This is a genomic window from Nocardia sp. NPDC051463 (assembly GCF_040681975.1).
Taxonomy (GTDB): Bacteria; Actinomycetota; Actinomycetes; order Mycobacteriales; family Mycobacteriaceae; genus Nocardia.
In genome coordinates, this window is record NZ_JBFBAB010000014.1 from 14960 (window position 1) to 36950 (window position 21991).

General features: G+C 64.4%; 25 protein-coding genes. 13 read left to right on the forward strand and 12 right to left on the reverse strand.

The features are described 5' to 3' along the window. Positions 1–84: 84 nt before the first annotated feature. From AB0M74_RS19300 to AB0M74_RS19310, 3 genes are all read left to right on the forward strand, one after another. Positions 85–1116: an acyl-CoA dehydrogenase family protein gene (locus AB0M74_RS19300; protein WP_366527623.1), complete on the forward strand. Its 1032-nt coding sequence runs from the start codon at positions 85–87 to the stop codon at positions 1114–1116. Next, on the forward strand, positions 1113–2168 hold the full coding sequence (locus tag AB0M74_RS19305) for an acyl-CoA dehydrogenase family protein (protein WP_366527624.1): 1056 nt from the start codon (positions 1113–1115) through the stop codon (positions 2166–2168). Before AB0M74_RS19300 ends, AB0M74_RS19305 begins: the two co-directional genes overlap by 4 nt. Before the next feature lie 154 nt (positions 2169–2322). Continuing rightward, positions 2323–2772, forward strand: coding sequence for a MarR family transcriptional regulator (locus AB0M74_RS19310; RefSeq protein ID WP_366527625.1), 450 nt, complete (start codon positions 2323–2325; stop codon positions 2770–2772). 191 nt (positions 2773–2963) lie between these two features. On the opposite strand, the gene AB0M74_RS19315 is transcribed toward AB0M74_RS19310, so the two are convergent. After that, positions 2964–4304 (reverse strand): DUF2716 domain-containing protein, encoded by a 1341-nt coding sequence (locus AB0M74_RS19315; protein ID WP_366527626.1) that lies wholly within the window; start codon positions 4302–4304, stop codon positions 2964–2966. Positions 4305–4498: 194 nt separating this feature from the next. Here AB0M74_RS19315 and AB0M74_RS19320 point away from each other — a divergent pair, with 194 nt between their 5' ends. Then, the gene (locus tag AB0M74_RS19320; protein ID WP_366527627.1) at positions 4499–5329 is read left to right on the forward strand and encodes an NAD(P)H-binding protein; all 831 of its coding nucleotides are present in this window, start codon (positions 4499–4501) and stop codon (positions 5327–5329) included. Positions 5330–5370: 41 nt separating this feature from the next. Further along, positions 5371–6123 (forward strand): DUF427 domain-containing protein, encoded by a 753-nt coding sequence (locus AB0M74_RS19325; protein WP_366527628.1) that lies wholly within the window; start codon positions 5371–5373, stop codon positions 6121–6123. A 201-nt stretch (positions 6124–6324) separates the two neighbouring features. Here AB0M74_RS19325 and AB0M74_RS19330 read toward each other — a convergent pair whose 3' ends face one another. Next, positions 6325–7248: an AraC family transcriptional regulator gene (locus AB0M74_RS19330; protein ID WP_366527629.1), complete on the reverse strand. Its 924-nt coding sequence runs from the start codon at positions 7246–7248 to the stop codon at positions 6325–6327. Positions 7249–7338: 90 nt separating this feature from the next. Between AB0M74_RS19330 and AB0M74_RS19335 the strand changes: the two genes are divergently transcribed. Beyond that, a complete protein-coding gene (locus tag AB0M74_RS19335) occupies positions 7339–7515 on the forward strand; it encodes a hypothetical protein (protein ID WP_366527630.1) in 177 nt (58 codons plus the stop codon). Here the strand turns inward: AB0M74_RS19335 and AB0M74_RS19340 are convergent. After that, entirely contained in the window at positions 7512–8351 is an 840-nt protein-coding gene (locus tag AB0M74_RS19340) for an MBL fold metallo-hydrolase (RefSeq protein ID WP_366527631.1), read from the reverse strand. The genes AB0M74_RS19335 and AB0M74_RS19340 overlap by 4 nt on opposite strands. Positions 8352–8427: 76 nt before the next feature. Here AB0M74_RS19340 and AB0M74_RS19345 point away from each other — a divergent pair, with 76 nt between their 5' ends. Further along, positions 8428–8826, forward strand: coding sequence for a helix-turn-helix domain-containing protein (locus tag AB0M74_RS19345; protein WP_366527632.1), 399 nt, complete (start codon positions 8428–8430; stop codon positions 8824–8826). Positions 8827–8833: 7 nt separating this feature from the next. Beyond that, positions 8834–9244, forward strand: a complete 411-nt coding sequence (locus AB0M74_RS19350; protein WP_366527633.1) for a cupin domain-containing protein — start codon at positions 8834–8836, stop codon at positions 9242–9244. On the opposite strand, the gene AB0M74_RS19355 is transcribed toward AB0M74_RS19350, so the two are convergent. Both AB0M74_RS19355 and AB0M74_RS19360 read right to left on the reverse strand, forming a co-directional pair. Further along, positions 9241–9570 carry a hypothetical protein gene (locus tag AB0M74_RS19355; RefSeq protein WP_366527634.1) on the reverse strand — a complete coding sequence of 110 codons (330 nt, stop codon included), beginning with the start codon at positions 9568–9570 and terminating at the stop codon, positions 9241–9243. The two genes, AB0M74_RS19350 and AB0M74_RS19355, sit on opposite strands and share 4 nt — an antisense overlap. Continuing rightward, a complete protein-coding gene (locus tag AB0M74_RS19360; protein WP_366527635.1) occupies positions 9570–10784 on the reverse strand; it encodes a Rieske 2Fe-2S domain-containing protein in 1215 nt (404 codons plus the stop codon). The genes AB0M74_RS19355 and AB0M74_RS19360 overlap by 1 nt, the downstream gene beginning before the upstream one ends. A 198-nt stretch (positions 10785–10982) precedes the next feature. On the opposite strand from AB0M74_RS19360, the gene hsaA reads away from it, so the two are divergent. The 5 genes from hsaA (at position 10983) to AB0M74_RS19385 (ending at position 14944) form a co-directional block, all read left to right on the forward strand. Beyond that, entirely contained in the window at positions 10983–12146 is a 1164-nt protein-coding gene (gene hsaA / locus AB0M74_RS19365) for a 3-hydroxy-9,10-secoandrosta-1,3,5(10)-triene-9,17-dione monooxygenase oxygenase subunit (protein WP_366527636.1), read from the forward strand. Positions 12147–12154: 8 nt separating this feature from the next. Next, the gene (gene hsaD, locus AB0M74_RS19370) at positions 12155–13036 is read left to right on the forward strand and encodes a 4,5:9,10-diseco-3-hydroxy-5,9,17-trioxoandrosta-1(10),2-diene-4-oate hydrolase (protein WP_366527637.1); all 882 of its coding nucleotides are present in this window, start codon (positions 12155–12157) and stop codon (positions 13034–13036) included. Next, the gene (gene hsaC / locus AB0M74_RS19375; RefSeq protein ID WP_366527638.1) at positions 13036–13941 is read left to right on the forward strand and encodes an iron-dependent extradiol dioxygenase HsaC; all 906 of its coding nucleotides are present in this window, start codon (positions 13036–13038) and stop codon (positions 13939–13941) included. The genes hsaD and hsaC overlap by 1 nt, the downstream gene beginning before the upstream one ends. Positions 13942–13961: 20 nt before the next feature. Continuing rightward, positions 13962–14537 carry a 3-hydroxy-9,10-secoandrosta-1,3,5(10)-triene-9,17-dione monooxygenase reductase subunit gene (gene hsaB, locus AB0M74_RS19380; RefSeq protein WP_366527639.1) on the forward strand — a complete coding sequence of 192 codons (576 nt, stop codon included), beginning with the start codon at positions 13962–13964 and terminating at the stop codon, positions 14535–14537. Positions 14538–14752: 215 nt separating this feature from the next. After that, positions 14753–14944: a helix-turn-helix domain-containing protein gene (locus AB0M74_RS19385; RefSeq protein ID WP_366527760.1), complete on the forward strand. Its 192-nt coding sequence runs from the start codon at positions 14753–14755 to the stop codon at positions 14942–14944. A 230-nt stretch (positions 14945–15174) separates the two neighbouring features. Here the strand turns inward: AB0M74_RS19385 and AB0M74_RS19390 are convergent, their stop codons facing one another. The 7 genes from AB0M74_RS19390 to AB0M74_RS19420 all read right to left on the reverse strand — a co-directional run bounded on the left by AB0M74_RS19390 (position 15175) and on the right by AB0M74_RS19420 (position 21990). Then, positions 15175–17079, reverse strand: a complete 1905-nt coding sequence (locus tag AB0M74_RS19390; RefSeq protein WP_366527640.1) for an ABC transporter ATP-binding protein — start codon at positions 17077–17079, stop codon at positions 15175–15177. A gap of 25 nt (positions 17080–17104) precedes the next feature. Beyond that, a complete protein-coding gene (locus tag AB0M74_RS19395; RefSeq protein ID WP_366527641.1) occupies positions 17105–17671 on the reverse strand; it encodes a hypothetical protein in 567 nt (188 codons plus the stop codon). A 46-nt stretch (positions 17672–17717) separates the two neighbouring features. Beyond that, positions 17718–18293, reverse strand: a complete 576-nt coding sequence (locus tag AB0M74_RS19400) for a hypothetical protein (protein WP_366527642.1) — start codon at positions 18291–18293, stop codon at positions 17718–17720. Next, entirely contained in the window at positions 18290–18733 is a 444-nt protein-coding gene (locus AB0M74_RS19405; RefSeq protein ID WP_366527643.1) for a hypothetical protein, read from the reverse strand. The genes AB0M74_RS19400 and AB0M74_RS19405 overlap by 4 nt, the downstream gene beginning before the upstream one ends. Positions 18734–18753: 20 nt before the next feature. Next, the gene (locus tag AB0M74_RS19410; protein WP_366527644.1) at positions 18754–19560 is read right to left on the reverse strand and encodes a hypothetical protein; all 807 of its coding nucleotides are present in this window, start codon (positions 19558–19560) and stop codon (positions 18754–18756) included. A 365-nt stretch (positions 19561–19925) separates the two neighbouring features. Next, entirely contained in the window at positions 19926–20837 is a 912-nt protein-coding gene (locus AB0M74_RS19415; protein ID WP_366527645.1) for a T3SS effector HopA1 family protein, read from the reverse strand. A 40-nt stretch (positions 20838–20877) separates the two neighbouring features. After that, positions 20878–21990, reverse strand: coding sequence for a phosphotransferase (locus AB0M74_RS19420; RefSeq protein ID WP_366527646.1), 1113 nt, complete (start codon positions 21988–21990; stop codon positions 20878–20880). Position 21991: the final 1 nt, after the last annotated feature.

Sequence of the window (21991 nt, forward strand, 5' to 3'; positions counted from 1 at the left end):
CTACCTGGCCGGCGGCTGCCCGTCTCGTGCAGGCGATCGGTCTGCTTCGACTACGCGGGCATCGCGTACGGAAAGGAGGGCTCGATGAGATTCGCGCTCAGCCCGGAACAACTCGACTTCGGCACAAGCGTGCGCAAGCTGCTCGACGCTGGACGCACCCCCACGGCGGTACGCGCCTGGGCGGCCGGAGATCCCCGGCCCGGCCGGTCGCTGATCCGCCAGCTGGCCGGCGCGGGTGTGCTCGGCTTGGCGGTCGAGGAAAGCAACGGCGGCCTCGGCGCCGACCCGATCGACCTCGTCGTCGCCTTCCTGGAGATCGGCAGGGCCGCGGCGCCAGGTCCCCTGGTCGAGACCGCGGCCGCGATTCCCGCACTGCTGCAAGCTCTTCCGGATACCGCACTCGCGGCACGGTGGCTGCCCGGCTTCGCCGATGGCGCGGCGCTGGGCACCGTGGCGTTCGCCTCGCCCGACCAGGGTGCGGTCGCGCTGGATGCGGACACCGCGGACGTGGTACTGATCGCCTCCGGTGACCAGCTGTCCACCGCGCATCGGACCGATCTCGTGCGGTCGGTCGATCCGGCCAGGCGGCTGTTCACCGTCGAATCCGACGACGTGCTCGCCACCGGTGAGCACGTGTCCGGAGCCGTCGCGATCGCGTTCGACACCGGCGCACTCGCCGCCGCCGCTCAGCTCCTCGGCGCCGGGCGGGCACTGCTCGATGCCGCCACGGGATACGCCAAGCAGCGCAAGCAGTTCGGCAAGCCGATCGGCGAATTCCAGGCCGTCAAGCAGAAGCTCGCCGATGTACTGATCGGCCTCGACCTCGCCGAGCCGCTGCTGTTGCGCGCCGCGCTGACCATGGCCGAGCCAACCCGCGGCCGCGATGTGTCGGCGGCCGTTGTCGCCTGCGGCGATGCCGCTTACCAGGCGGCAAGGGCCGCTCTGCAGGTGCACGGCGCCATCGGCTACACCGCCGAGTACGACCTGTCGCTGTGGTTGACCAAGGTCACCGCGCTCCGGTCCGCATGGGGCTCACCGGATCTGCATCGCTCGCGAATCGCCCGTGCACTGCGCGACGAGACCGTGCGCGACCGCGGCCTGCGGGGGGCGGTATGACAAGCGCCGAGCACCTCGAATTCGTCAGCTCCGTCCGTGCGCTGCTCGCCAAGCACGCGGGCCGCGATGCGGTGCGTGCGGGCATGGAGACCGAACTCGGCTACGACGAGGCGCTGTGGCGACTGTTGTGCGAGCAGATCGGCGTCGCGGCGCTCGCGATTCCTGAGGAATACGGCGGCTTCGGCGCGAGCCTTGTCGAATCCCTGCTGGTGGTCAGCGAATTGGGGCGCACGCTGGCCGCCGTCCCGATGATCGGCTCGGCCGTGCTCGGCGCGCAGGCCGTGCTGCTGTCGGGCGATGTCGACGCGTGCAACAGACTGTTGCCCGAGGTGGCCGAGGGCGCCCGGACGATCGCGGTGTGCTGGGCGGGCGAGCGCGGCTGGGATGAACCCGGCGTGCTCGCCGACAACGGAATGCTTACCGGCACAGCCAGTTACGTACTCGACGGCACCCACGCCGACACCTTCATCGTGGTGACACCCGCCGGCCTGTTCGAGGTCGAGGCGGCGACCGAGGGCATTACCCGACGCGCCCTCCCGACCATGGACCCGACCCGCAAGCTCGCCGAGGTCACTTTCACCGCGGTCCCCGCCCGCGGGCTCGGCGCAGGCGATCCGGCGGCGGTCACGGCACGCCTGCGCGAAATCGCCTGGTCGGCAGTAGCCGCAGAGCAGGTCGGGGCCGCCGAACAGTGCCTGGACATGACGGTCGAATACACCAAATCCCGGGTGCAGTTCGGCCGCGCGATCGGCAGCTTCCAAGCACTCAAGCACCGCATGGCCGACATGTATGTGCTGCTGGAATCCGCCAAGTCCGCTTCGTACGCGGCGACGGCCGCCGTCGCCGCGGACAGTCCGTCGGCCGCAGAGGACGTCTGGGCCGCGCGCGTGCACTGCTCCGAAGCGCTGAGCACCATTGTGGCCGAAACAGTCCAACTGCACGGTGGCATCGCCATCACCTGGGAGCACGACGCGCACCTGTTCTTCAAGCGCGCCCACGGCGACGCCCAACTATTCGGCACACCCCACCGGCCACTGTCGCAACCGGTGTAGCCAACACGTTCGCGTCCGCACCGACCGAGCGCCTCGGCGGAGTCATTGCGCTCCCCGAGGCGCTTTCGCGTCTGAACGGCGACATATCCGCAGGTGATTCCCGCGTGGCACCTTTTCGCCGGTTTGCATAGTTAGCTTATGCAATAATAAGCAGGTGCAGCGGTCTCAGGCGACATCAGCAGAAGACAGCGTAGTCAATCTACTCGTCACCGCCGGTCGGCTGACCCGGCTGGCCGGGGCGATCAGCGGCGACGATCTACCGCGCGCCGTGCTGCGCGCGCTGGCGGTGCTCGACGAACACGGCGCCCTGCGGGTCAGCGAGTTCGCCCGCATCGATAGATGTTCACAACCTGCGGCAACGGCGCTGATCGGCAGACTCGTCGCGGACGGCTACGCCTCCCGGCGCAAGGACCCGGAGGATTCCCGGGCCGTCGTCGTCGAACTCACCCCGGCCGGACGTGACCGACTGCACCACGCGCGCCGCGCCTTCGGCACCGCACTCGCGACTCGACTGTCCGAGTTCGACACCGAGCGACTCGCCCGAATGGAAACGGATCTGAACGAACTGCTGGGCGCCCTGAAAAAGGCTGCGCCACGGCACTGATCGACATCGAGTGGCGCTCGGACACGCAGCCTCCTCGGCCGCAGACACTTTCGTCCACTCGGCGGCGGCGCGGCCGCCCGACCGCACAGGCAAGCACGGCGAACACAGCCGCACGTGGCGCACGACCTGACGCCTGTGGAGCTCGCGCGGGATGCCACTCGCCGACTTCGCCCTCGGATTCGGGAATGGGGCTATCGCGCGTCGGGGCCGAATGTCCGTGCGGCGCCGACTGGGCGGCCGCCGCGGCGGATGGGGGTGCCGAGGAGGGTGGTGAGCTCCTGCTCGACCTCCGACAGCAGCTGATCGCCGAAGACGCACAGCGTGGATTCCCAAGGGTGACCGAAGGTTCCGAGCCGGAAGTCGGGCGTCGCGTAGATGTAGTAGTCACCGTCGGGGTATGCGGAACCCGGCCAGTCCGGCTGGCCCGCGCCACCCACCCGGCCCGGGTCGAAGCGATATCCGGCGTGCTGCCAGTCGAGCCAATAAAGCACCTCGCCGGGCTTGTTGCACGCGAGCAGGCCCGCACTGATGATGCGCTGAAGTCGTTCGACGTCATCGTGTCCGGTGCTCACCGAGTCGAGCGCTCCCACCGGCCAGGTCACCGATGCGGCCGGTTCGGTAATGCCGGGCGATGTCGCGGTACTCGGGCGGAACTCGAACTCGGCAGAGAAGCGAGCCCATAGCGCGTCGTGTTCGGGGTCGTCGAATAGTCGCCGAATCGGGCGCGTCCTTGCCGGTGCTCCCTCCGGCAGCCAGTGGTAGGCAGTGACAGTCGTAATGACACGCATCCCCGCTGTTTCCAGCGCCGATTGCAGCTCACCGTCGGCCTCGGCAACCACGTAACCCACATCAGGTTTGCCGAACCCGCCGATCGAGCTCGAACATCGCCAATCCCATCCGCACAGGTGATCGGCGAACCTGCCCTCGGGATCCACGATCCCGCCGATCGCCACGAAGTTCGTGTGCGCGAGGTGCGCGGCCCATGCGGCGGCCCGTATCCGTCCGTCCTGCGTGGCGACCACCACATAGTCCTCCCACCCCAGTGACCGCCCGTCGGCAAGGAACTCGGTGAAAGCGATCGGCTGTGGTCCGGCCGCGGCAACGAATTTGGCAACGTCCTGGAGGTCTCGGTGGTCGGATACCTCTGTCACGACCGCCCCGTCCGACAGCGGATCGGCAGCGCTGATCTGCTGAATCGGCGCGACGAGAACCGCACGTTCCCGGCCGGTGATGAAACCCGCCGCCAGCAGCCGCTGCGGTAGGCCGACAGGACTGTCGTGCGCGTAGACCTTCCATTCCGCGGGCTCACCGCGCGCATCGCAGGCATCGCGCTGGCGGGCGATCAGCGCGTCGAGGCCCTCGACCGACAAGGGTCGATGCTCGATACTCGCGTGGGTGCCGTAGTGGATCCGGACAACCGGCCCATCGTCCTCGACCACGCTGCCGACCGGCCACGGCACCGGCAGCCTCCCACGTAGTTGGGTGTCGTGCAGCGCCAACAAATCTTCTATGCTCTCCGTCCTCGAGCCCATTCCATCTATCATCCCATCACTCCCGCCCTTGCCCTCCACGACGACTCCGCCAGCAGCCGCTTCCAGATGCGGGAGGTGCGCGCCGGCGATCGTCGCCGGTTCGGCGCGCCTGCGTGGAGTCGTCCCAGCAGGCGGTAGCGTCCGCCGAGTCGGAGCCTTGCGTGCGGGAGATCCCTTCGGTCGAACGGAGCAGCATGTTGGAGACAGCGCAGACGCTGGTGCTCGGCGGGACCGGCAAGAGCGGTCGACGCCTGGTACAGCGGCTTCGTGCCGTAAACCGGCCGGTGCGTGTGGGTTCCACGACGGGGACGCCTCGGTTCGACTGGACCGATCCGGCGACCTGGCCTTCCGCGCTGGATGGGATCAGCGCAGTTTTCGTCGTGTACTCCCCCGATGTGGCGATGCCGGGGGCGCCGGAGGTCATCGGCGCCTTCGCCGAGCAGGCGGTCGCCGCGGGCGCTCGGCGATTGGTCCTGTTGTCCGGACAGCGGGCCGAGGTCGGGGTGGACAGCGAGCGCCGACTACAGAACTCGGGTGCGGAGTGGACGATACTGCGGGTGGCCTGGTTCGACCAGAACTTCGACGAGGGGTTTCTCCGCGACGACGTGCGGGCCGGGCGGGTGGCGCTGCCGGTCGGCGCGGTGGGTGAGGCGTTCATCGATGCCGACGACATCGCGGATGTCGCGGCGGCTGTCCTCACCGAGCCGCGGCATTCGGGGGCGATCTATGAACTCACCGGACCCCGCCTGCTGACCTTCGCCGACGCGGTCGCCGAGATCGGCGCGGCCAGCGGGCGCGACATCCGGTTCGTCGAGGTGTCGCCCGATGCCTACGCCGCGACGCTCACAGCGCAAGGTAGGTCGACGGCCGAGGTCGAACAGTCGATCTACCTGTTCACCAAACTCATGGACGGCCGCAATGCCCGAGTGGAGCACGGCGTCCAAAAGATTCTCGGCCGCGAACCCCGCGACTTTCGCGACTATGCCGGTGCGGCCGCCACATCGGGAGTCTGGACAGCGCACTGACTTCGGATTTTCGTCGCTTTCCCGGAGTACGGTCGGGAACTATGACCGAAGAGCAGCGGGGCCGCGTCAAGATCGAGACGAGCCAGAAGCGGGTGCGGGTCTACCTCGCCGGACAACTGGTCGCCGATACGGCCCGGCCGGTCCTGGTCTGGGAAGGCCCGCACTACCCGACCTACTATCTACCGCTCGCCGACTTGCACGCAAAACTCGAACCGAACGGCAGCACGAAGCACTCCCCCAGCCGGGGCGAGGCAACGGGGTACGACGTGGTGGTCGACGGCGCAAGCGCGCCGGGCGGCGCGCTGCGCTATCACGATTCGCCATTCTCCGAACTCGATGATCTGGTCCGGCTGGACTGGAACTCGATGGACGAATGGTTCGAGGAGGACGAGCCGGTCTACGTCCATCCGCGCGACCCGTACTCCCGGATCGACATCCTGGCCAGCTCGCGGCGCGTACGCGTCGAGATCGACGGCGTCACCGTCGCCGACTCCCGTTCGCCGCGCATCCTTTTCGAAACCGGGCTTCCCCCACGGTATTACCTGCCGCTGACCGATGTGCGCATGGACTTGCTGCGCCCCTCGCAGACCCATTCGAGCTGTCCGTACAAGGGCACCGCCGACTACTGGAATATCCGCGTCGGCGACAAGGAATACGCCGATCTCGTGTGGGGCTATCGCACGCCGCTGCCGGAAAGCCTGAAGATCGCGGGCCTCGCCTGCTTCTACAACGAGAAGGTCGACATCTACCTCGACGACGAACTCCAGGACCGCCCGCACACACCGTTCAGCTGACCCACGCCGGTGTCGGGCGCAACCGACGGCTATCGACACAGTCAGCCGCGCCGGGCACCCGACCGCCGCCGATCCGATCACGATCCGGTGGAATCGACCCTGCGCACCGTCCGGCGATTCGCCGCAGAGAACAGCAGCACGCGACGCGGCTCGATCAGCGCCGCGTGACCGCCGGCCCCGCGCCTGAATCCAGCCTGCGATTCAGACCGCGATGAGCGGTGGCTTGTCCCCGGTGCGACGGTATCGGCCAGGGGCTCGTCCGTATTCGCGCTTGAACGCTTTGGCGAAGGCGAATTCCGAGGTGTAGCCCACCTTTCGGGCGATGGTGCTCAGCGAGCTGTCGGTGTCGCGCAGCAGACGAGCCGCGGTCAGCATGCGCCAGCGGGTGACGTAGGCCAGTGGCGGTTCGCCGACGGTGGCGGTGAACCGGCGGGCCAAGGTGGCGCGGGAGACGCCTGCGATGTCGCTGAGGTCGGGGACAGTCCAGGCGCGGGCGGGTTGCTCGTGCACAGCACGCAGGGCGGCGGCGACCGCGGGGTCGGCGAAGGCGCCCGCCCAGCCCGAGGCGGACTCCCCGGCCGCGGCTTGTTCGTCGAACCAGGCCCGCAGGATGAACAGCAGCAGGGTCTCCAGGATGGCAGGCACCGCGGCGTCACCGCCCTGCCGCGGCTCCGCGATCTCGGCGGCGAGCAGGTCGACGGTCGCGCGCAGCGAGGGGTGGCGGCCCGGGCGCGCGGGGAGGTGGATGAATTCGGGTAGCTCGTCGAGCAGTGGATGACTGCGCTGCCTGCCGAGTTCGTATGCCCCGCACAGCAAGGCGGTACGCGCACCGGTCCCGGGGATTTCGCGCGGCTCGCCCGGCCGCGCCGTCTCGGTGACGGGGCTGTCCAGGCGATCCACCAGATCATGGTCGGCACCCCTGGGCATGAACAGGACGTCACCGGCGCCGAGCGCGACCGGCTCACCCTCTGGCGGCACCAGCCAGCAGGAACCCTGCAACACCACATGAAAGCCCGCACCGGGAATCACCGGATAGCTGCGCCCCCAAGGGGCGTGCCGAACGAACATGCCGGAACCGGGGTTTCCCGTGCGGATGGCCGCGATGGTCTCGCTGAGAATGTCCACCTGCCCACCATAGCTCTCATGTTGTGAGCGTTAAGGACATGATTACGAGCAAATAGGCCATGTATTCGCTCTTGTAGAGGCCATATCTTGGTGAGCGGCGGCCATACCTACCGCGATTCGGCGCTGATGGCCGTGGCGGCCGCCCTCCGGCTCGCCGGAGGCAGCGCCGAGCCGGGCGCACTCACCGCGGCCGAGGCCTTCGACGCCACCGACTTCCTCGACGCCCGCACTCCATTCGGCATCACTTGGCGGATCGAAGCCCGTTAGCTTTGGACCAGTCGTTGCGCGAGCTCGGCCGCGACCGGGTCCGCACCGAGCGGTATCAGCCAGCCCAGCCCGGCGTCCGGCAAGAAGCGGACCATCTGTTCGGACAACTCCGCCTTCTGCTTGTCGGTCAGACTCGAAGCATCGGCGCCGATCCGGCGCACTGCTTCCTGGTACATCAGCAGGTACTTACGCTGATCGAGCAGCAAGCCCGCACCGCCGACGGGTCCGTGTCCCGGATACAGCGGTATGTCTGCCAACTCACCTGTCAGATGGTCCAGCACGCTGAGCCAGTCCTGCGAGTGCGCGTCGATCATGTACGAGTGCACACCGCCGAATGCCAGGTCGCCGATGAAGGCAACCCGCTGGGTACCCGCTTCGACCAGAATGTAGGAGTCGGCATGACTTTCGGCCGGGCCGACGTCCCGCACGGTGAAACGTAGCCCGCCGATCTCGACACTCGCTCCGCTGTCGAGCAGCTGCTCGGGCACCCGGTATCGGTCCGGCCACTCATCGCCGTAGGTCGGCCCCCACTGCTCGCGTTTGGCGACGGCGCTCTCCTCGATCACCTTCGCCACCGCGGCGGTCGCGTACACCGGAACGTCGTCGGGCACGACGTACGGGAGCCCGTTGAAATGGTCGGGATGCGGATGGGTCACGAACGCCGCCAGCAGCGGCTTGTGCAATGCGGCGAGCCGAGCGGCCAGCGCTTTCGCGTCGGAGATCAACAGACTGGCATCGATCAGCACCACGCCATCGGTTGTTTCGATCAGGTAGCTGTTGACGAAAATGCCCGGCTCGCCGGCACTGTAGGTGTGGATGCGGAATTGGTTGCTCATTGCGTTTCGCCCTTTTCGATTACGGTGAAACCGAAGGTAAGCCGCCTGGTCGGCGAACGAAAGAAGGCACTTTGCGGTGCCTATACCGCAGCTGGAGGTCGGCATGGCGCTGGTAATCCCCGACGTGCTGGCAGAGTCGTGCGCGACTCGGCAAGCCCTGGAACGACTCTCGGCCAAGTGGCGGATCTTGCTGATCTACGCGCTGCTCGACGGCTCGCAGCGCCACGCGGCGCTGCGCCGCCGCCTGCCCGGGATCACCCAGAAGGTGCTGACCGAAACGCTGCGCGGCATGGAATCCGACGGCCTGGTCACCAGGCGGGTATTCAAAGACACTGCGCCGCAGCACGTGGAATACGCGCTGACCACGCTGGGGAAATCGCTGGAGACCCCGCTCACCGCGATCTGCGACTGGGCGGTTGCCCACGCCGATCGACCCCCGCGCGCCGCGGCAACCGCGCAGCGCGATGAGGCATAGTCGGATCATGACCGAGAACCGACCACCGTTGGCCATTGCGCTCGATCTGACTCCGCATCCCGAGGGTGGCTGGTATCGCGAAACATGGCGCAGCGGGGTGGAATTCAGCCCCGGGGGATACAGCGGCGCTCGCGCGTCCGCCACGGGGATCTATTTTCTGCTCATGCCGGGTGAGGAGTCGGCGCCACATACGGTGCGTTCCGATGAGATCTGGCTGTGGCATCGCGGCGGACCGTTGGCGCTCGACATCGGCGGCGAGGAGATCATCCTCGGACCCGATGTCGAGCACGGTCAGGTATTGCAGGCAGTGGTGCCCGGCGGCATCAGCCAAGCGGCCCGACCGGCAGCCGACGACTACGTCCTGGTGAGCTGTATCGTCTCGCCGGGTTTCGACTTCGCCGACTTCCGGATGGACTAGTCGGCTACTCCGAGCACGCCCTCGTCGACGGCCCACTTGATGGTCTTCTCCAACTCGGCGCACGAATCAGGGCGACCCGGCGCACTGCCTTGATCGCTGAGCCTGGCGAAGACCGGGCAGTGCGTGGCCGGGTTCTCGGTCCACTGCACCGAGGTCTGATGCGAACTGCTTTTGCGCACCAGCACCAGGCTCTGGCACGCCTGACACCGCAACGGCGTCAGGCCTTCCTCGAGATAGCGCTGCTTGTCGACCACGGTCTGGGCCTGCACCGCGGCCCGCCGCGCCGGCTGGTCGGCGAAGTCGGGTGCTTTCGCCCAGGTGGTCATCAGACACCCGCCTCCGCCGCGGCCGATGCCTCGCTGGCGTCGGCCTCCGCCTTGCGCCGCAGGTTCTCCGCGACCTCGGCCTCCCACGCCTCATTGGCCTTGGTGGTGTCCACCTCGAACTCGAAGCGCTGCGTCATCTTCTCCGTCACGTCGGCCAGGTCGACGTAGAACTGGTCATACCAGCGCCGCAGCTGGTAGACGGGGCCGTCTTCCTCGCACAGCAGCGGGTTTTCGACCTTGGACTTGTGCTTCCAGATCTCCACGTCCTGCAAAAAGCCGACACTGATGCCCTCGGTCATCTTCGCCGCCAGCTTGTCGGCCATCTCACCGTCGACGCCCTGCGGCTTCTCCAGCGTGATGCCCCACTGCAGCATGAAAGAGTCCTGCGACACCGGGTAGTGGCAATTGATCAGGACACTCTTGACCTCGTACCCGCTGTAGATATTGATCAGCGGATTGATCATGTACGACGGCCCGAAGTACGACGCCTCCGACTTCAGCAGGGTGTCGCCGCCGTACTTGGAGGCCATGCCGATGTCGGGACGGCCCTTGGTCTCCAGGAACTGGGTGGCGATGTGCCCTTCGAAAACGTTCTTGAAGTACGTCGGGAAGGCGAAGTGGATGTAGAAGAAGTGGGCCATGTCGACCACGTTGTCGATGATCTCGCGGCAGTTCGCGCCCTCGATCAACAGGGAGTTCCAGGTCCAGTCGGTCCATCCGCTGTCGAGTTGCTCGGTCGGATTGCCGTCGGAGTCCGTGTATGGACCCTCGATGTGCGGAATGGTGATTTCCGGCGGTGGCTGGCTGCCCTCGTGGTCGTGCCAGACGAACAGCTGACCGTTGCGCTCCAGTGTTGTCCACTTCCTGGTGCGCGCCAGTGGCGGCACCCGCCGCGCATAGGGAATCGCCGTGCATTTGCCACTCGCGCCCCAGCGCCAGTCGTGGAACGGACAGGCGATGTCGTCGCCCTTGACCTCGCCCATGGTGAGGTCGCCGCCCATATGCCTGCAGTAGGCATCGAGCACCCGCAGTTCGTCATTGGTATCGGCCCAGATCACGAGTTTGGTGCCGAACACCTCGACGGCGTGCGGCTTGCCGTCGCGGAACGACTTCGCCAGGCCGAGGCAATGCCATCCCCGCGCATATCGGGTGGGTGCGGAGCCCACATCGAGCTCTCGAACCTTCGCACCGCTCCCCTGTGGGGTAACTGCCATCGCGATTCCTCCTCCTTCTGTACTAGAACACGTTACAAAAATGTCGCGTTCCACGCCAGCGATTCGGCCTACTTCCAGCACATGTCCGTACTACCTTCGAGATGAACGGCGGTTCTCGACATAAATAAGAACCTGTTCTAGTCTCAGAGGCAAATGAGTACCGGTTATCAATCCGACCAGGCAGGAGCAGGTCCCGAGATGACGCAAGAAGTGACCGAACGGGTCGAAGCGCTATTGCCGACGCTGCGCGAGCGCGCGCAGGAGGCCGAGGACCTGCGGCGCATCCCCGACGAATCGATGAAGGCGCTACAGGAGACCGGGTTCTTCCGGCTGCTGCAGCCCAAGCAATGGGGCGGCTACGCGGCCGACCCCGTGACCTTCTACGACACGGTTCGCAAGATCGCGAGCGCCTGCGGGTCCACCGGCTGGGTGGCGGGCATTGTCGGCGTACACAATTGGCACCTCGCGCTGTACTCGCAGCAGGCGCAGGAAGACGTGTGGGGCGAGGACACCGAGGTCCGCATCTCCTCGTCCTACGCACCGATGGGCGCGGGCACGGTCGTCGACGGCGGCTACCTCGTCAAGGGCGCGTGGGCCTGGTCCTCGGGCTCCGACCACGCCACCTGGGCGGTGCTCGGCGGCCCGGTGATCAAGGACGGCAAGCCGGTCGACTTCGGCAGCTTCCTGATCCCACGCACCGACTACCGCATCGATGACGTGTGGAATGTGGTCGGCCTGCGCGGCACTGGATCCAATACCGTGGCGGTGGACGAGGTTTTCGTGCCTTCGCACCGATTCCTCAGCTTCCGCAAGATGAGCGAGCTCGCCTCGCCCGGACTGGAGCAGAACACCGACCCGGTGTACAAGATGCCGTGGGGCACCATCCATCCCACAACCATCGCGACACCGATCGTCGGCATGGCCTACGGCGCCTACGAGGCGCACGTCGAACATCAGGGCAAGCGCATCCGCGCCGCCTACGCGGGCGAGAAGGCCAAGGACGACCCGTTCGCCAAGGTCCGGATCGCCGAGGCCTCCAGCGATATCGATGCCGCGTGGCGGCAGCTGTCTGGCAATGTCGCCGACGAATACGCGCTGCTGGTAGCGGGCAAGGAGATTCCGTTCGACCTGCGGGTGCGTGCGCGTCGCGATCAGGTCCGGGCCACCGGAAGGGCGATCGCCTCCATCGACAAGCTCTTCGAGAGCTCGGGCGCCACCGCGCTCGCGAACGGCACTCCGCTGCAACGTTTCTGGCGGGACGCGCACGCGGGCCGAGTGCACGCGGCCAACGATCCCGAGCGTGCCTATCTCATGTACGGCACCCACGAGTTCGGGCTGCCTGTCACCGACGGCATGGTCTAGGAGACTTCGTGACCTCGACAGTGGAACAACTCACCTTCGAATCCACTTCGCGCTACGCGCAGGTGCGACCGGATCTGCGGCTGCACTACCACGAGGCAGGAGTCGGCAACGGCCCGACGATCGTGCTGCTGCACGGCGGCGGGCCCGGCGCGTCCTCCTGGTCGAACTTTTCCCGCAATATCCCCGTGCTGGCGCGGAACTTTCACGTGCTCGCCGTCGATCAGCCGGGGTTCGGGCAGTCGGACAAGCCGGTCGACCATCCGCAGTACTTCGTGCACAGCTCGTCCGCGCTGAAGGACCTACTCGATAGCCTGCAGATCAGCGGCAGGGTCCCCCTGCTCGGCAATTCGCTCGGCGGCGGTACCGCGGTACGGTTCGCGCTGGACTACCCGGATCGCGCGGGGAAGCTGGTGCTGATGGGACCCGGCGGGTTGAGCGTCAACCTATTCGCACCGGACCCGACCGAGGGCGTGAAACTCATCGGGAAGTTCAACCGTGAGCCGACCAGGGAGAACATCGAAGCCTTCCTGCGGGTCATGGTCGTCGACCAATCGCTGATCACCGAGGAACTGATCGACGATCGCTTCGCCTCGGCCAGCACGCCGGAGTCGCTGGCCGCGACGAGGGCGATGGGAAAGTCGTTCTCCGGGGCAGACTTCGAGAAGGGCATGATCTGGCGCGAGGCGTACAAGTTGCGCCAGCCGGTGCTGCTCATCTGGGGTCGAGAAGATCGAGTGAATCCGCTCGATGGCGCGTTGGTGGCGACGAAACTGATTCCGCGAGTTCAGCTGCACGTGTTCGGCGGTTGCGGACACTGGGCGCAGGTGGAGAAGTTCGACGAATTCAACCGGCTGACAGCCGACTTTCTCGCCGACGTCAAGGAGAAGTGATGGGCATTCGATCACTGGCGTATCTGCGCATCGAGGCCACCGACATGGCGGCCTGGCGCGAGTACGGCCTCAAGGTACTCGGCATGGTCGAGGGCAAGGGCGGCGATCCGAACGCGCTGTACCTGCGGATGGACGATTTCCCGGCCCGACTCGTCATCGTGCCCGGCGAGAAGGACCAGCTACAGGTCTCCGGTTGGGAGACCGCCAACGCCGGTGAACTCCAGGATATTCGGGATCGGCTGGATGCGGCGGGCGTGCCCTTCAAAGAGGGCACCGCGGCGGAGCGGGCCGACCGCAGAGTCGATGAACTGATCCGCTTCGAGGACCCTTCGGGCAACGCGCTCGAGGCTTTCCACGGTGCGGCCCTGGAACATCGGCGGGTGGTCAGCCCCTACGGGCACACCTTCGTCACCGGCGAACAAGGACTCGGCCATGTGGTGCTGAGCACCAAGGACGACCAGGCCTCGCTGACGTTCTACCGGGATGTCCTCGGCTACCGGCTGCGCGACTCGATGCGGCTGCCACCGCAAATGGTCGGCCGGCCCGCCGACGGCGAACCGGCTTGGCTGCGCTTCTTCGGCTGCAACCCGCGCCACCACTCGCTCGCCTTCCTGCCGATGCCGACACCGAGCGGCATCGTGCATCTGATGCTCGAGGTGGAGGGCTCCGACAGCGTCGGGCTGTGCCTGGATCGAGCGCTGCGCAAGAAGGTGAAGATGTCCGCGACGCTCGGCAGGCACGTCAACGACAAGATGCTGTCGTTCTACATGAAGACCCCTGGCGGATTCGATGTCGAATTCGGTTGCGAAGGGCTCGAAGTCGACGATCATTCATGGATCGCCCGGGAATCCACCGCGGTGAGCCTGTGGGGTCACGACTTCACGGTCGGACAGCGACAGCAATAATGAACGGGGCGAGCGACACGATGACAACTGAAGACTATCCCGCCATCGACGGACGGCAGTTCCGCAACGTACTGGGCCAGTTCGCCACCGGCATCACGGTGATCACCACCTTCGATGGTGACAGCGCCCCGATCGGGTTCGCCTGCCAGTCGTTCGCCGCCCTCTCCCTCGAACCGCCGCTGGTGCTGTTCTGCCCCACCAAGTCCTCCCGGTCCTGGGCGGCGATCGAACAGTCCGGGCGCTTCTGCGTGAATGTCCTCGCCGAACAACAGCAGCAGCTGTGTGCCCGCTTCGGTTCCCGCGAACCCGACAAGTTCGCCGAAACCCGTTGGCACACCTCAGAACTGGAGCTTCCGCTCCTGGACGATGCCTTGGCCACCATCCAGTGCACGGTGGACAGCGTCGTCGACGGCGGCGATCACTACATCGTGATCGGCCGAGTGCTGGCCCTGTCGGAGTCGACCACCTCCGGCAGGCCGCTGTTGTTCTACCGAGGCCAGTACAGCGCCATCGAACCGGACAAGACCGTCCCGGCCCCTTGGCGCCACGACCTCGAGCACTTCCTCACCACAACGACGTTGGACACCTGGCTCTAATCCAAGTGTCCCGCGCCTGAGATCCGTTGAAGAACGGCAGGTTCGGCCGGTGGCGCGCGTCGGCAGGCCGGTGGCCGAGTTGATCCTGACCGATGATGAGCGCGAGACTCTGCGGCGGTGGGCGCGTCGGGCGAAGTCGTCGCAAGCACTGACGCGGCGGTACCGGATCGTATTGGGTTGCGCGGCAGGCCAACCCAATAAGGAAGTGGCCTCGGATCTGGGGATCCGGCCGCGGACGGTGGGGCAAGTGGCGCAACCGGTTCGTGGCCCGGCGGCTGGAGGGACTGGTCGACGAGTCTCGCCCGGGTGCGCCGCGCACGATCACCGATGAGCAGGTCGAAGCGGTGCTGGTGGCGACGCTGGAACGGCAGCCGGTCGACGCCACACACTGGCCGCGGGGTCGATGACCGAAGAGACCGGGTTGAGCAAGTCCACGATCGGGCGGATCTGGAAAGCGTTCGAGCTCACACCGCATCGGGTCGATGAGTTCTCGACAGCCGGTGGCGGGCCATGCTCCGAGCAGGTGGTACTCGTCGGGGGCGAGAATATTTCGCCCAGAGTCTCCCCGTTTGCCGTCCTCGTCGGCGGCCACCAGCCCCGCGATGTCCGGCACCGTGTTCCCGGAAGCGGAGGCCACTCAGCCGACTCGGGCGATGTTGGTGGAGTCCGCCCAGGGGCCGGTAGGAGCTGGCTGGTACGGCGAGGCTTGCAGCTGGTACAGGTCGCGATAGGTTCCGCCGTGGTCCATCAGCGCGGCATGGGTGCCGTGTTCGACGATTCGGCCGCGGTCAAGGACGTAGATTCGATCCGCGAAGCGGGTGCCGACCAGACGATGGGTGATGAGCACGACTGTGCGTCCGGCCGCATACTCGCGGATGGTGTCGAAGATCGCGCTCTCCATCCGGGGGTCCAATGCCGCCGTCGGCTCGTCGAAGATGAGCATCCGCGCATCTCGATACAGCCCGCGGGACAGAGCGATCCGCTGCCACTGCCCGCCGGAGAGATCGGTGCCATCGGCGTACGACGGATCGAGCACCGTTTCCATCCCCGTGTCGAGGCGGTCCATGACCTTGTCCACACCGGCCGCCGCGGCAACCCGCCTCAGGTGCGCGTCATCGTCGGACCGGCTGTTTCCGACGGTGATGTTGTCTCGTGCGGACATCGGCCAATGGGTGAAATCCTGTGCGACCACGGCGATCTGCTGCCGTAGCGCGGCGAGATCGACATCGTCGACCGAAATGCCGCCGTAGGTGGCCAGGCCGCTCTGGGGGCGGTACAGACTAGCGATCACCTTGGCCAGCGTTGACTTTCCGGCTCCATTCTCGCCGACCAACGCGATGACCTCACCGGGTTCGATGTCCAGCGTGACGTCACTCAGGCTGGGTTCCGCCGCAGACGGATAAGTGAACGAAACATTCTGCAGCACAATGCGATCCGGTTCGTCGGTGAGGGCCCGGCTACCACTGCTCTCCCGCCAGCCTTCGGCGTCGTCGCAGAAGTTCAGGTAGTCCTCATAAAACAGGGCATTCTGATAGGCGTGGTTCACATTCGCGCTGACAGTCGCGAGCGCTCCCATCGCGGTTCGCATCGCAACGACAGCGGTCCCGGCCGTTGCCAGTGGCATGACACCGAAATACAACAGGTAGGCCAATACCAGATAGACGACTCCCGTGCCGACGCCCGTGAGTCCCTGACCGATGGCTCGGGTGACGGCCTGGCCGCGCTCCGAACGAATCTGCACGTCCTGTAGGACGCGAGAGTGCTTCTCGAAGCGGCCGAGCAGAAATCGCCGCATGCCGTACGCACGGATCTCCGCAGCGGACTCCCGCTCGGCCATGAGCGTCCCGAGCGTATCCACCCGGCGTAGCAGTCCACTGGTTCCGGCGTATACCTGGTAGATCATCTGAGCCGACCGCAGCGACGCCCACCAGGCGGGCAGCACCGCAAGCAGCATCAATACGAACAGCATCGGGTGCAGCAGCGTGAGAGCGCCTGCGATGGCCAGCAATCCGACAGCGCCGGACACCGTCTGCAGTCCGCTGAACAACAAACCGGACAAGACGACGGAAGAACGATCCCGGATCCGATGCAGCGCATCGCGAAAACCACTGTCATCGAACGCGAGTAGTTCCACGTCGGTTGTCAGTTCGAGCACCCGTCGCTGCGCCGCGCGCTGCACCTGTGGCAGCAGTCGGGAACGCACCCAGTCCGCGGTGTGCGCCAGCACGGCACGGGCGACGACAGCCCCTACCAACGCCATCAGTCCGGGTACCGCAGACCGGACGCGATCGGGCGTCGGGCCTGCGGCCAGCAAGTTCGTCAACACCCCATTGGTGGCCAATAGCCCTACGGCAGTGAGAATCTCGACGACCAATGAGCATGCGATCACCGCGGCGGTATCGATCCGGCTCACGGACCAGCATTCCCGGAGGACGCGCGCCAGTACCATCGGCAGTCGCGCCGCCATCGTCCAGAACCCGGTTACCTGGGCGATCTCCTCGTCCCCGCCCCGAGGCCGGGCGTCGAGGTCGCTATCAGTCATCAGACATCCCCCCTTTCAGGCTTGGTCAGCCCGGAATCGCCGCCCCGACGAAACCCGTAACAATGGATGTGAACGACATTGAGCCCGTTCCGAATGCCGTGGCAAGCGCGGCCGCGACGAGGGCGTCTTCGACCTTCATTTCCGGCGGAACGACCGTCTTGTTCAGGACAACGACCTTTATCGACGAGGCGAGGAGGAAATCGACGGAGCCATCGGACAATAGTTTGATATCGGCAAGACGCTTCTCCATCTCATACGACTTTCCACCGACCAACACGAACGTCTCCAGGTCCTGCGGGCGAACGCTGAGAAATCTATCGCCGAGATCCACCGTAATACGGTACGAACGGCGAAATACTCTGCCCATGCCTGGTATTACCTTGATCTCACGTTCGTTCACGTGCGCGGTGAGAAATTTCGAGGCACGAGTCCCGATCGGCACGTCGTCCCGAGTGCGTGGTCCCGTCCTCACAATACGAACCACAGTGGAGTCATCGGACTCGAACTGAGCGGAGACGCGGTCTTCGGAACGAGTGGTGAGAATATTACCGAATTGAATACTGTCTGATACGAATGTGTCAGTATCGGTCATGGGCTGTCTCCTTCTCCTAATGCTCTACTGCCGCGCAGCGATTGGATTACAACATAGTTGTAGATACAAGGTCAAATGAAGGTAAATACTCTACTGCCGAGGTCTCGTAACCCCAGGAGATGTTGCTGAATTCGAACACCAGCGACATCGCCCGCCGGAATTCCGCAGCGGTCGTCACCGTTACCTCACGCATGTTGTCGTCGATGCACGGTACCTCCCCGAAGTCCATGACGCGGGCCAGGGAATAATCGATCCGGCTGGCCAGATCGGCAACCTGGATTTCCATTCCCGCCAAGACATGGGATTTCGTTAGATCGAATTCGTCGTCAGAAAGAAGAAAGGAGGTCTGCATACAGCGAACAGCCCGATCCACTATCGAACGAAGTTCGTCGGAATGCAGGACCATGACTTCGAATTCAGCGACAGCGGCCGCTACTCCAGCGATAGTCCCTTCGATGGACGCGGAACACAGTAACCTGCCCGAAGCAGACATATACGCAGCAACCGACTCGCACCACCTGTTCTGGTACAGGTCGAGAGCCGACTCTACGAGGTGGAATCGCCCCGGGGACGCCGCATAACCAGCCAAAGGGGCAGCAACCACCACATGTGCTCGAATCATTTCATGCTCCGTGATATGCGCTCGATCAATTGTGCGGCCAGCTGATTCGGAGCGCCGATCATCAGAAAACTCTCCACGTCGTCGAGATCTTCCTTCCGGAATCTCGCGCCGAAAGCCGTCCGCACGACCCGGTCGCGTAGCGTCTCGGGTTCGGCCGCGTCGCCGGCGGCTCGATACGCGGAGCAAATCATGTCGTTGACCGCCGCCAGTTGCCCCAGCGGCTCGATGACGCAGGCATCCGCGACGCACCGCGCAAGCAGCACGCTTTCGGACGCCGAGATACGATGTGCAATACGACAACCGTTGTCGAGGAACCAGTTCGAACAACCGTCACGACGGGATATCGACCTCAATTCCCGATCGGCCATTTCTCGAATAGATGCCGCGGCCGCCGGTGTTCTGCGGCGGACCGCAAACCGCACTTCTACCAGCGGCAGCATTGATTCGACGACAGCAATTCTCACTGCGCGCCCCTGCCGACTAATTGAAACTCAGCTTCCTCGAGCATTCTGATCATGCGAACTGAATTCCGTGTTTCAGAGAACACGATCTCGGCAGGATCGCACAGGTACGGGTGCGCTGATCCGAGCCCGGTATTACGCGCTCGACTGTGCCATAGAGCGCGCTGCAGTGGATCCGAGCCGTGCAGCACCGCGTCGAGTCGGCATCGGTTGTCAAGGGCGTCGAAGGACACCGAGCCTGATTCGAGAAGTTCGCGCGCGGTCCGCAGTATCGCCCTGACATATGTCCTGATCGTCGTTGCGGGCACCGGGCCGTTCCGAATGGATATCCACCCTACGACCAAGTCGGACTCCGCTGAAGTGAACTGTTCTCCGAACTGACCGAGCCGGAGGTGGATCCGCAAGTTCGGAAATTCGTGGCCGAGCAAGGATGGTACGACGGAGTTGACGAATCGAATGCAATCGTCAGCGATCTTGATACCGAACGGAGACCCATAACCGATCACCCATCCGACAGCAGCCTCCGAGTACTCGGAATCCATGTCGTCGGGTGCTGACGACGAAATCACGGATACGAGATCCGTATCTGTCGTCCTGGCCTCTTCGAGAAGTGCGCCCAATCCTTGATACCGGGGGTTGACGAGAGACGATATATCAATTGTGGTGACAATCGGATGCACGCAAGACCATGATTGTTCGACAATCGTGAAGAAATCATCCGTACCGAGTTCGGAAAGATGATCAGGTTCGCCGAATCCCCACCCACTCGACCATCCGAGTCTGCGCGGCAATACCTCGTCCGCCATCACGGCCGACGGGTTCGATCGAGCCTGCCGCACCTCCTCGGCAATAGCGAGAACCTCATGTTCGAGGTCGACGCCCCGATACTCGAGCAGACTATCCAACAGTGTCGAGGTGTCCATCTCGAACCCACCGAAAAGAAGAAGGTTCAGCTCGGTGGTGGTTCTGAGTGTCTTCGCGGATCGACGCACAACGCGGGCCGGCTCGAATATCTTGTCGATGACGGCGAGCGCCATGTGCTCCCGGAGATGCGCGAAACCATCGATACCGAACTTCGCATCATCCGAATATCCTCCCGGAACGAGGATTGCCACGGCTGTCGCCTGTCCGGAAATCTGATCCGTCGCATGCCAACGTTGCAACATAGCGATCAGGCCCTATTGAGGGATATGCACTCTGGCTCGACCGCGTAATCGTCACAAATTCGATGACAGGCCTGCAATAGTTCGCCATCGGGTCTGCACAAGGTATCGATCACGATCTCAGCGAGCATTCGCGAGCGGTGTTGCCCGAAGCTTCTTCCGCCCCCGAACCGTCCGATCGGCTCTTGGGCCCTGCCGATGCCAGGACCGACCTCGACACAGTAGTCGGATACTTGGCCCGTCGATATCCCGGTGTTCACGACCACCGACCTCAGGGCGTCGTGGACCGGCTCCACCAATTCGTGGTAGATGACAACAGTGTCGGTTCGTGGGTACTCGTTCTCATCGGTCAGAAACTTCACGCAGTAGTCGAGGGAAAGCGCATCCAGTGCGGCCACCAGAACAGGTGCAAGGTCGACGGCGGCATCAGGATTCACCACGGAAATGTAGGTACGCTCCGGATGGTGAATGATTCCGGAAAGAGTGCCCTTCCCGTAGATGAAGAAGAATCCAGGGGAAACAGTTCCCGAATAATGCTCGACCAGGACATCGTATCCGCTCGAATCATTTCCGCCGATGATCCTGTTCGATTGACAGCGAACAGCGATTCCACGGTGGTCGGCGACGACAGAATCATTGTCGCTGTCCCGCTTACCGGGTAGCCTTACCGGAAACAGTCGCTTGCTGAAAACATCCTCCAGAAGCACCGTGTACCTGGATTTCACCCGCCAACTGGGCGCGGACGAAGCATCGTCATCCATGTCATCGTCGAATACTTCGACCTTCTTGGCATGCATTGTTTGATAGAGGCACTCGGCAAGCAGATCCTTCGCCTCCGCCGCAGGCCCTTCTATTTCGCGGCCACGATATCGGAAGGACACCACGTCCGCCGTGATGTTCGACTCCGTGATCTCGTCCACTATCCTCCGCGCCATCTCATCGACCCGAGCGCGGGTGATATCAGAAACTAGCGCAGGCATGAGTAAGTCCCAACTCTTCGTCGATATCATGTGGAAACAAGAGAAATGTTCGGCCGACTCCGGCCATCGCCTTGGTGAGCGGCGAGATGAGGGCTGCGCTATCTGCCGATGCCAGCAATCGATCGAACTGGTGCCACCCTGCGAACCGAATCGCCCGCACAATGTGATCCCGCATTTCCGAAATCGGCACGCGTTGCTTGCCGAAGTACGCGGAGAGGAAATCAATCAGATACGGCCTTGCGCATTCGACCGCCCGCCGTATCTGTTCTTGCCAGTCAGGTTCGGCAACCGTGCGCTTGACATTCCATACCTCTGTGGTCGCGATGATGTTCAGCACATTTCCCATGAAAGTGCCGGTGTCGCGTGCCGGGTCGCCCCGACCGAAAGATTCCCAATCTATGATCGCCGAGAATCGATTGCCGTCGGCTTCGTCCAGCAGCACTTGATCGATCCGCAGATCACCGTGGATGTAGGTCTGGTCGGATGCGCGGTATTCTGCCAATACAGTCGCACGAGCCGTTTCCATCAGCTGCTTGTCATTGTGCATCAGCGCCCAGGCGCAGAGTTGACCTCCGGACAAGGTGGGTATCAGCTCAACGGGAAGCGCCGGTATCCCGTAGGTGCCAGGCAGGGACTCGGCGATGTGCGGCCCCGCGATATCCCGTGCTTCGGTTCCGGCCGCATGCAGACGCTGGATGCTCGCCGCGACCCCCTGGACGACCGCCCTGTCCAGCTTTCCTTCCGTGAGTAGATCCGAGCCCGAGACCGAGGATTGCCACGGGTAGACCTGAATGCGCCCATCCGGAGAGATCGCACGGGGATCGATCGCGGAAACAAAGTTCTTCAGCTCCGCGGAATCGACGCGCATGTCGAAGAATGTGAGGGCCCGACTCCGGTTCCCGTCGACACTTGCCTTCGGATCAATCAATTCCTCGATCTTCACGAAAACAAGCTCACCATCCGATGCACGACCTTTCCAACATGGATTCCGTCCGGCATGAATATGCTGATCCTGGTCTTCGACCACAACCCCTATCGATGTCAGGAAATCCGCGGCATCAGGATAGTCGCTTATCGAGCGATGATGATACATG

Bases quoted from the DNA above. Each gene is read 5' to 3' on its own strand.
- AB0M74_RS19300 (WP_366527623.1), top strand. From the start codon at position 85: ATGAGATTCGCGCTCAGCCCGGAACAACTCGACTTCGGCACAAGCGTG.
- AB0M74_RS19305 (WP_366527624.1), top strand. From the start codon at position 1,113: ATGACAAGCGCCGAGCACCTCGAATTCGTCAGCTCCGTCCGTGCGCTG.
- AB0M74_RS19315 (WP_366527626.1), bottom strand. From the start codon at position 4,304: ATGGGCTCGAGGACGGAGAGCATAGAAGATTTGTTGGCGCTGCACGAC.
- AB0M74_RS19320 (WP_366527627.1), top strand. From the start codon at position 4,499: ATGTTGGAGACAGCGCAGACGCTGGTGCTCGGCGGGACCGGCAAGAGC.
- AB0M74_RS19325 (WP_366527628.1), top strand. From the start codon at position 5,371: ATGACCGAAGAGCAGCGGGGCCGCGTCAAGATCGAGACGAGCCAGAAG.
- AB0M74_RS19340 (WP_366527631.1), bottom strand. From the start codon at position 8,351: ATGAGCAACCAATTCCGCATCCACACCTACAGTGCCGGCGAGCCGGGC.
- AB0M74_RS19350 (WP_366527633.1), top strand. From the start codon at position 8,834: ATGACCGAGAACCGACCACCGTTGGCCATTGCGCTCGATCTGACTCCG.
- AB0M74_RS19355 (WP_366527634.1), bottom strand. From the start codon at position 9,570: ATGACCACCTGGGCGAAAGCACCCGACTTCGCCGACCAGCCGGCGCGG.
- AB0M74_RS19360 (WP_366527635.1), bottom strand. From the start codon at position 10,784: ATGGCAGTTACCCCACAGGGGAGCGGTGCGAAGGTTCGAGAGCTCGAT.
- hsaA (WP_366527636.1), top strand. From the start codon at position 10,983: ATGACGCAAGAAGTGACCGAACGGGTCGAAGCGCTATTGCCGACGCTG.
- hsaC (WP_366527638.1), top strand. From the start codon at position 13,036: ATGGGCATTCGATCACTGGCGTATCTGCGCATCGAGGCCACCGACATG.
- hsaB (WP_366527639.1), top strand. From the start codon at position 13,962: ATGACAACTGAAGACTATCCCGCCATCGACGGACGGCAGTTCCGCAAC.
- AB0M74_RS19390 (WP_366527640.1), bottom strand. From the start codon at position 17,079: ATGACTGATAGCGACCTCGACGCCCGGCCTCGGGGCGGGGACGAGGAG.
- AB0M74_RS19395 (WP_366527641.1), bottom strand. From the start codon at position 17,671: ATGACCGATACTGACACATTCGTATCAGACAGTATTCAATTCGGTAAT.
- AB0M74_RS19400 (WP_366527642.1), bottom strand. From the start codon at position 18,293: ATGATTCGAGCACATGTGGTGGTTGCTGCCCCTTTGGCTGGTTATGCG.
- AB0M74_RS19405 (WP_366527643.1), bottom strand. From the start codon at position 18,733: ATGCTGCCGCTGGTAGAAGTGCGGTTTGCGGTCCGCCGCAGAACACCG.
- AB0M74_RS19410 (WP_366527644.1), bottom strand. From the start codon at position 19,560: ATGGCGGACGAGGTATTGCCGCGCAGACTCGGATGGTCGAGTGGGTGG.
- AB0M74_RS19420 (WP_366527646.1), bottom strand. From the start codon at position 21,990: ATGTATCATCATCGCTCGATAAGCGACTATCCTGATGCCGCGGATTTC.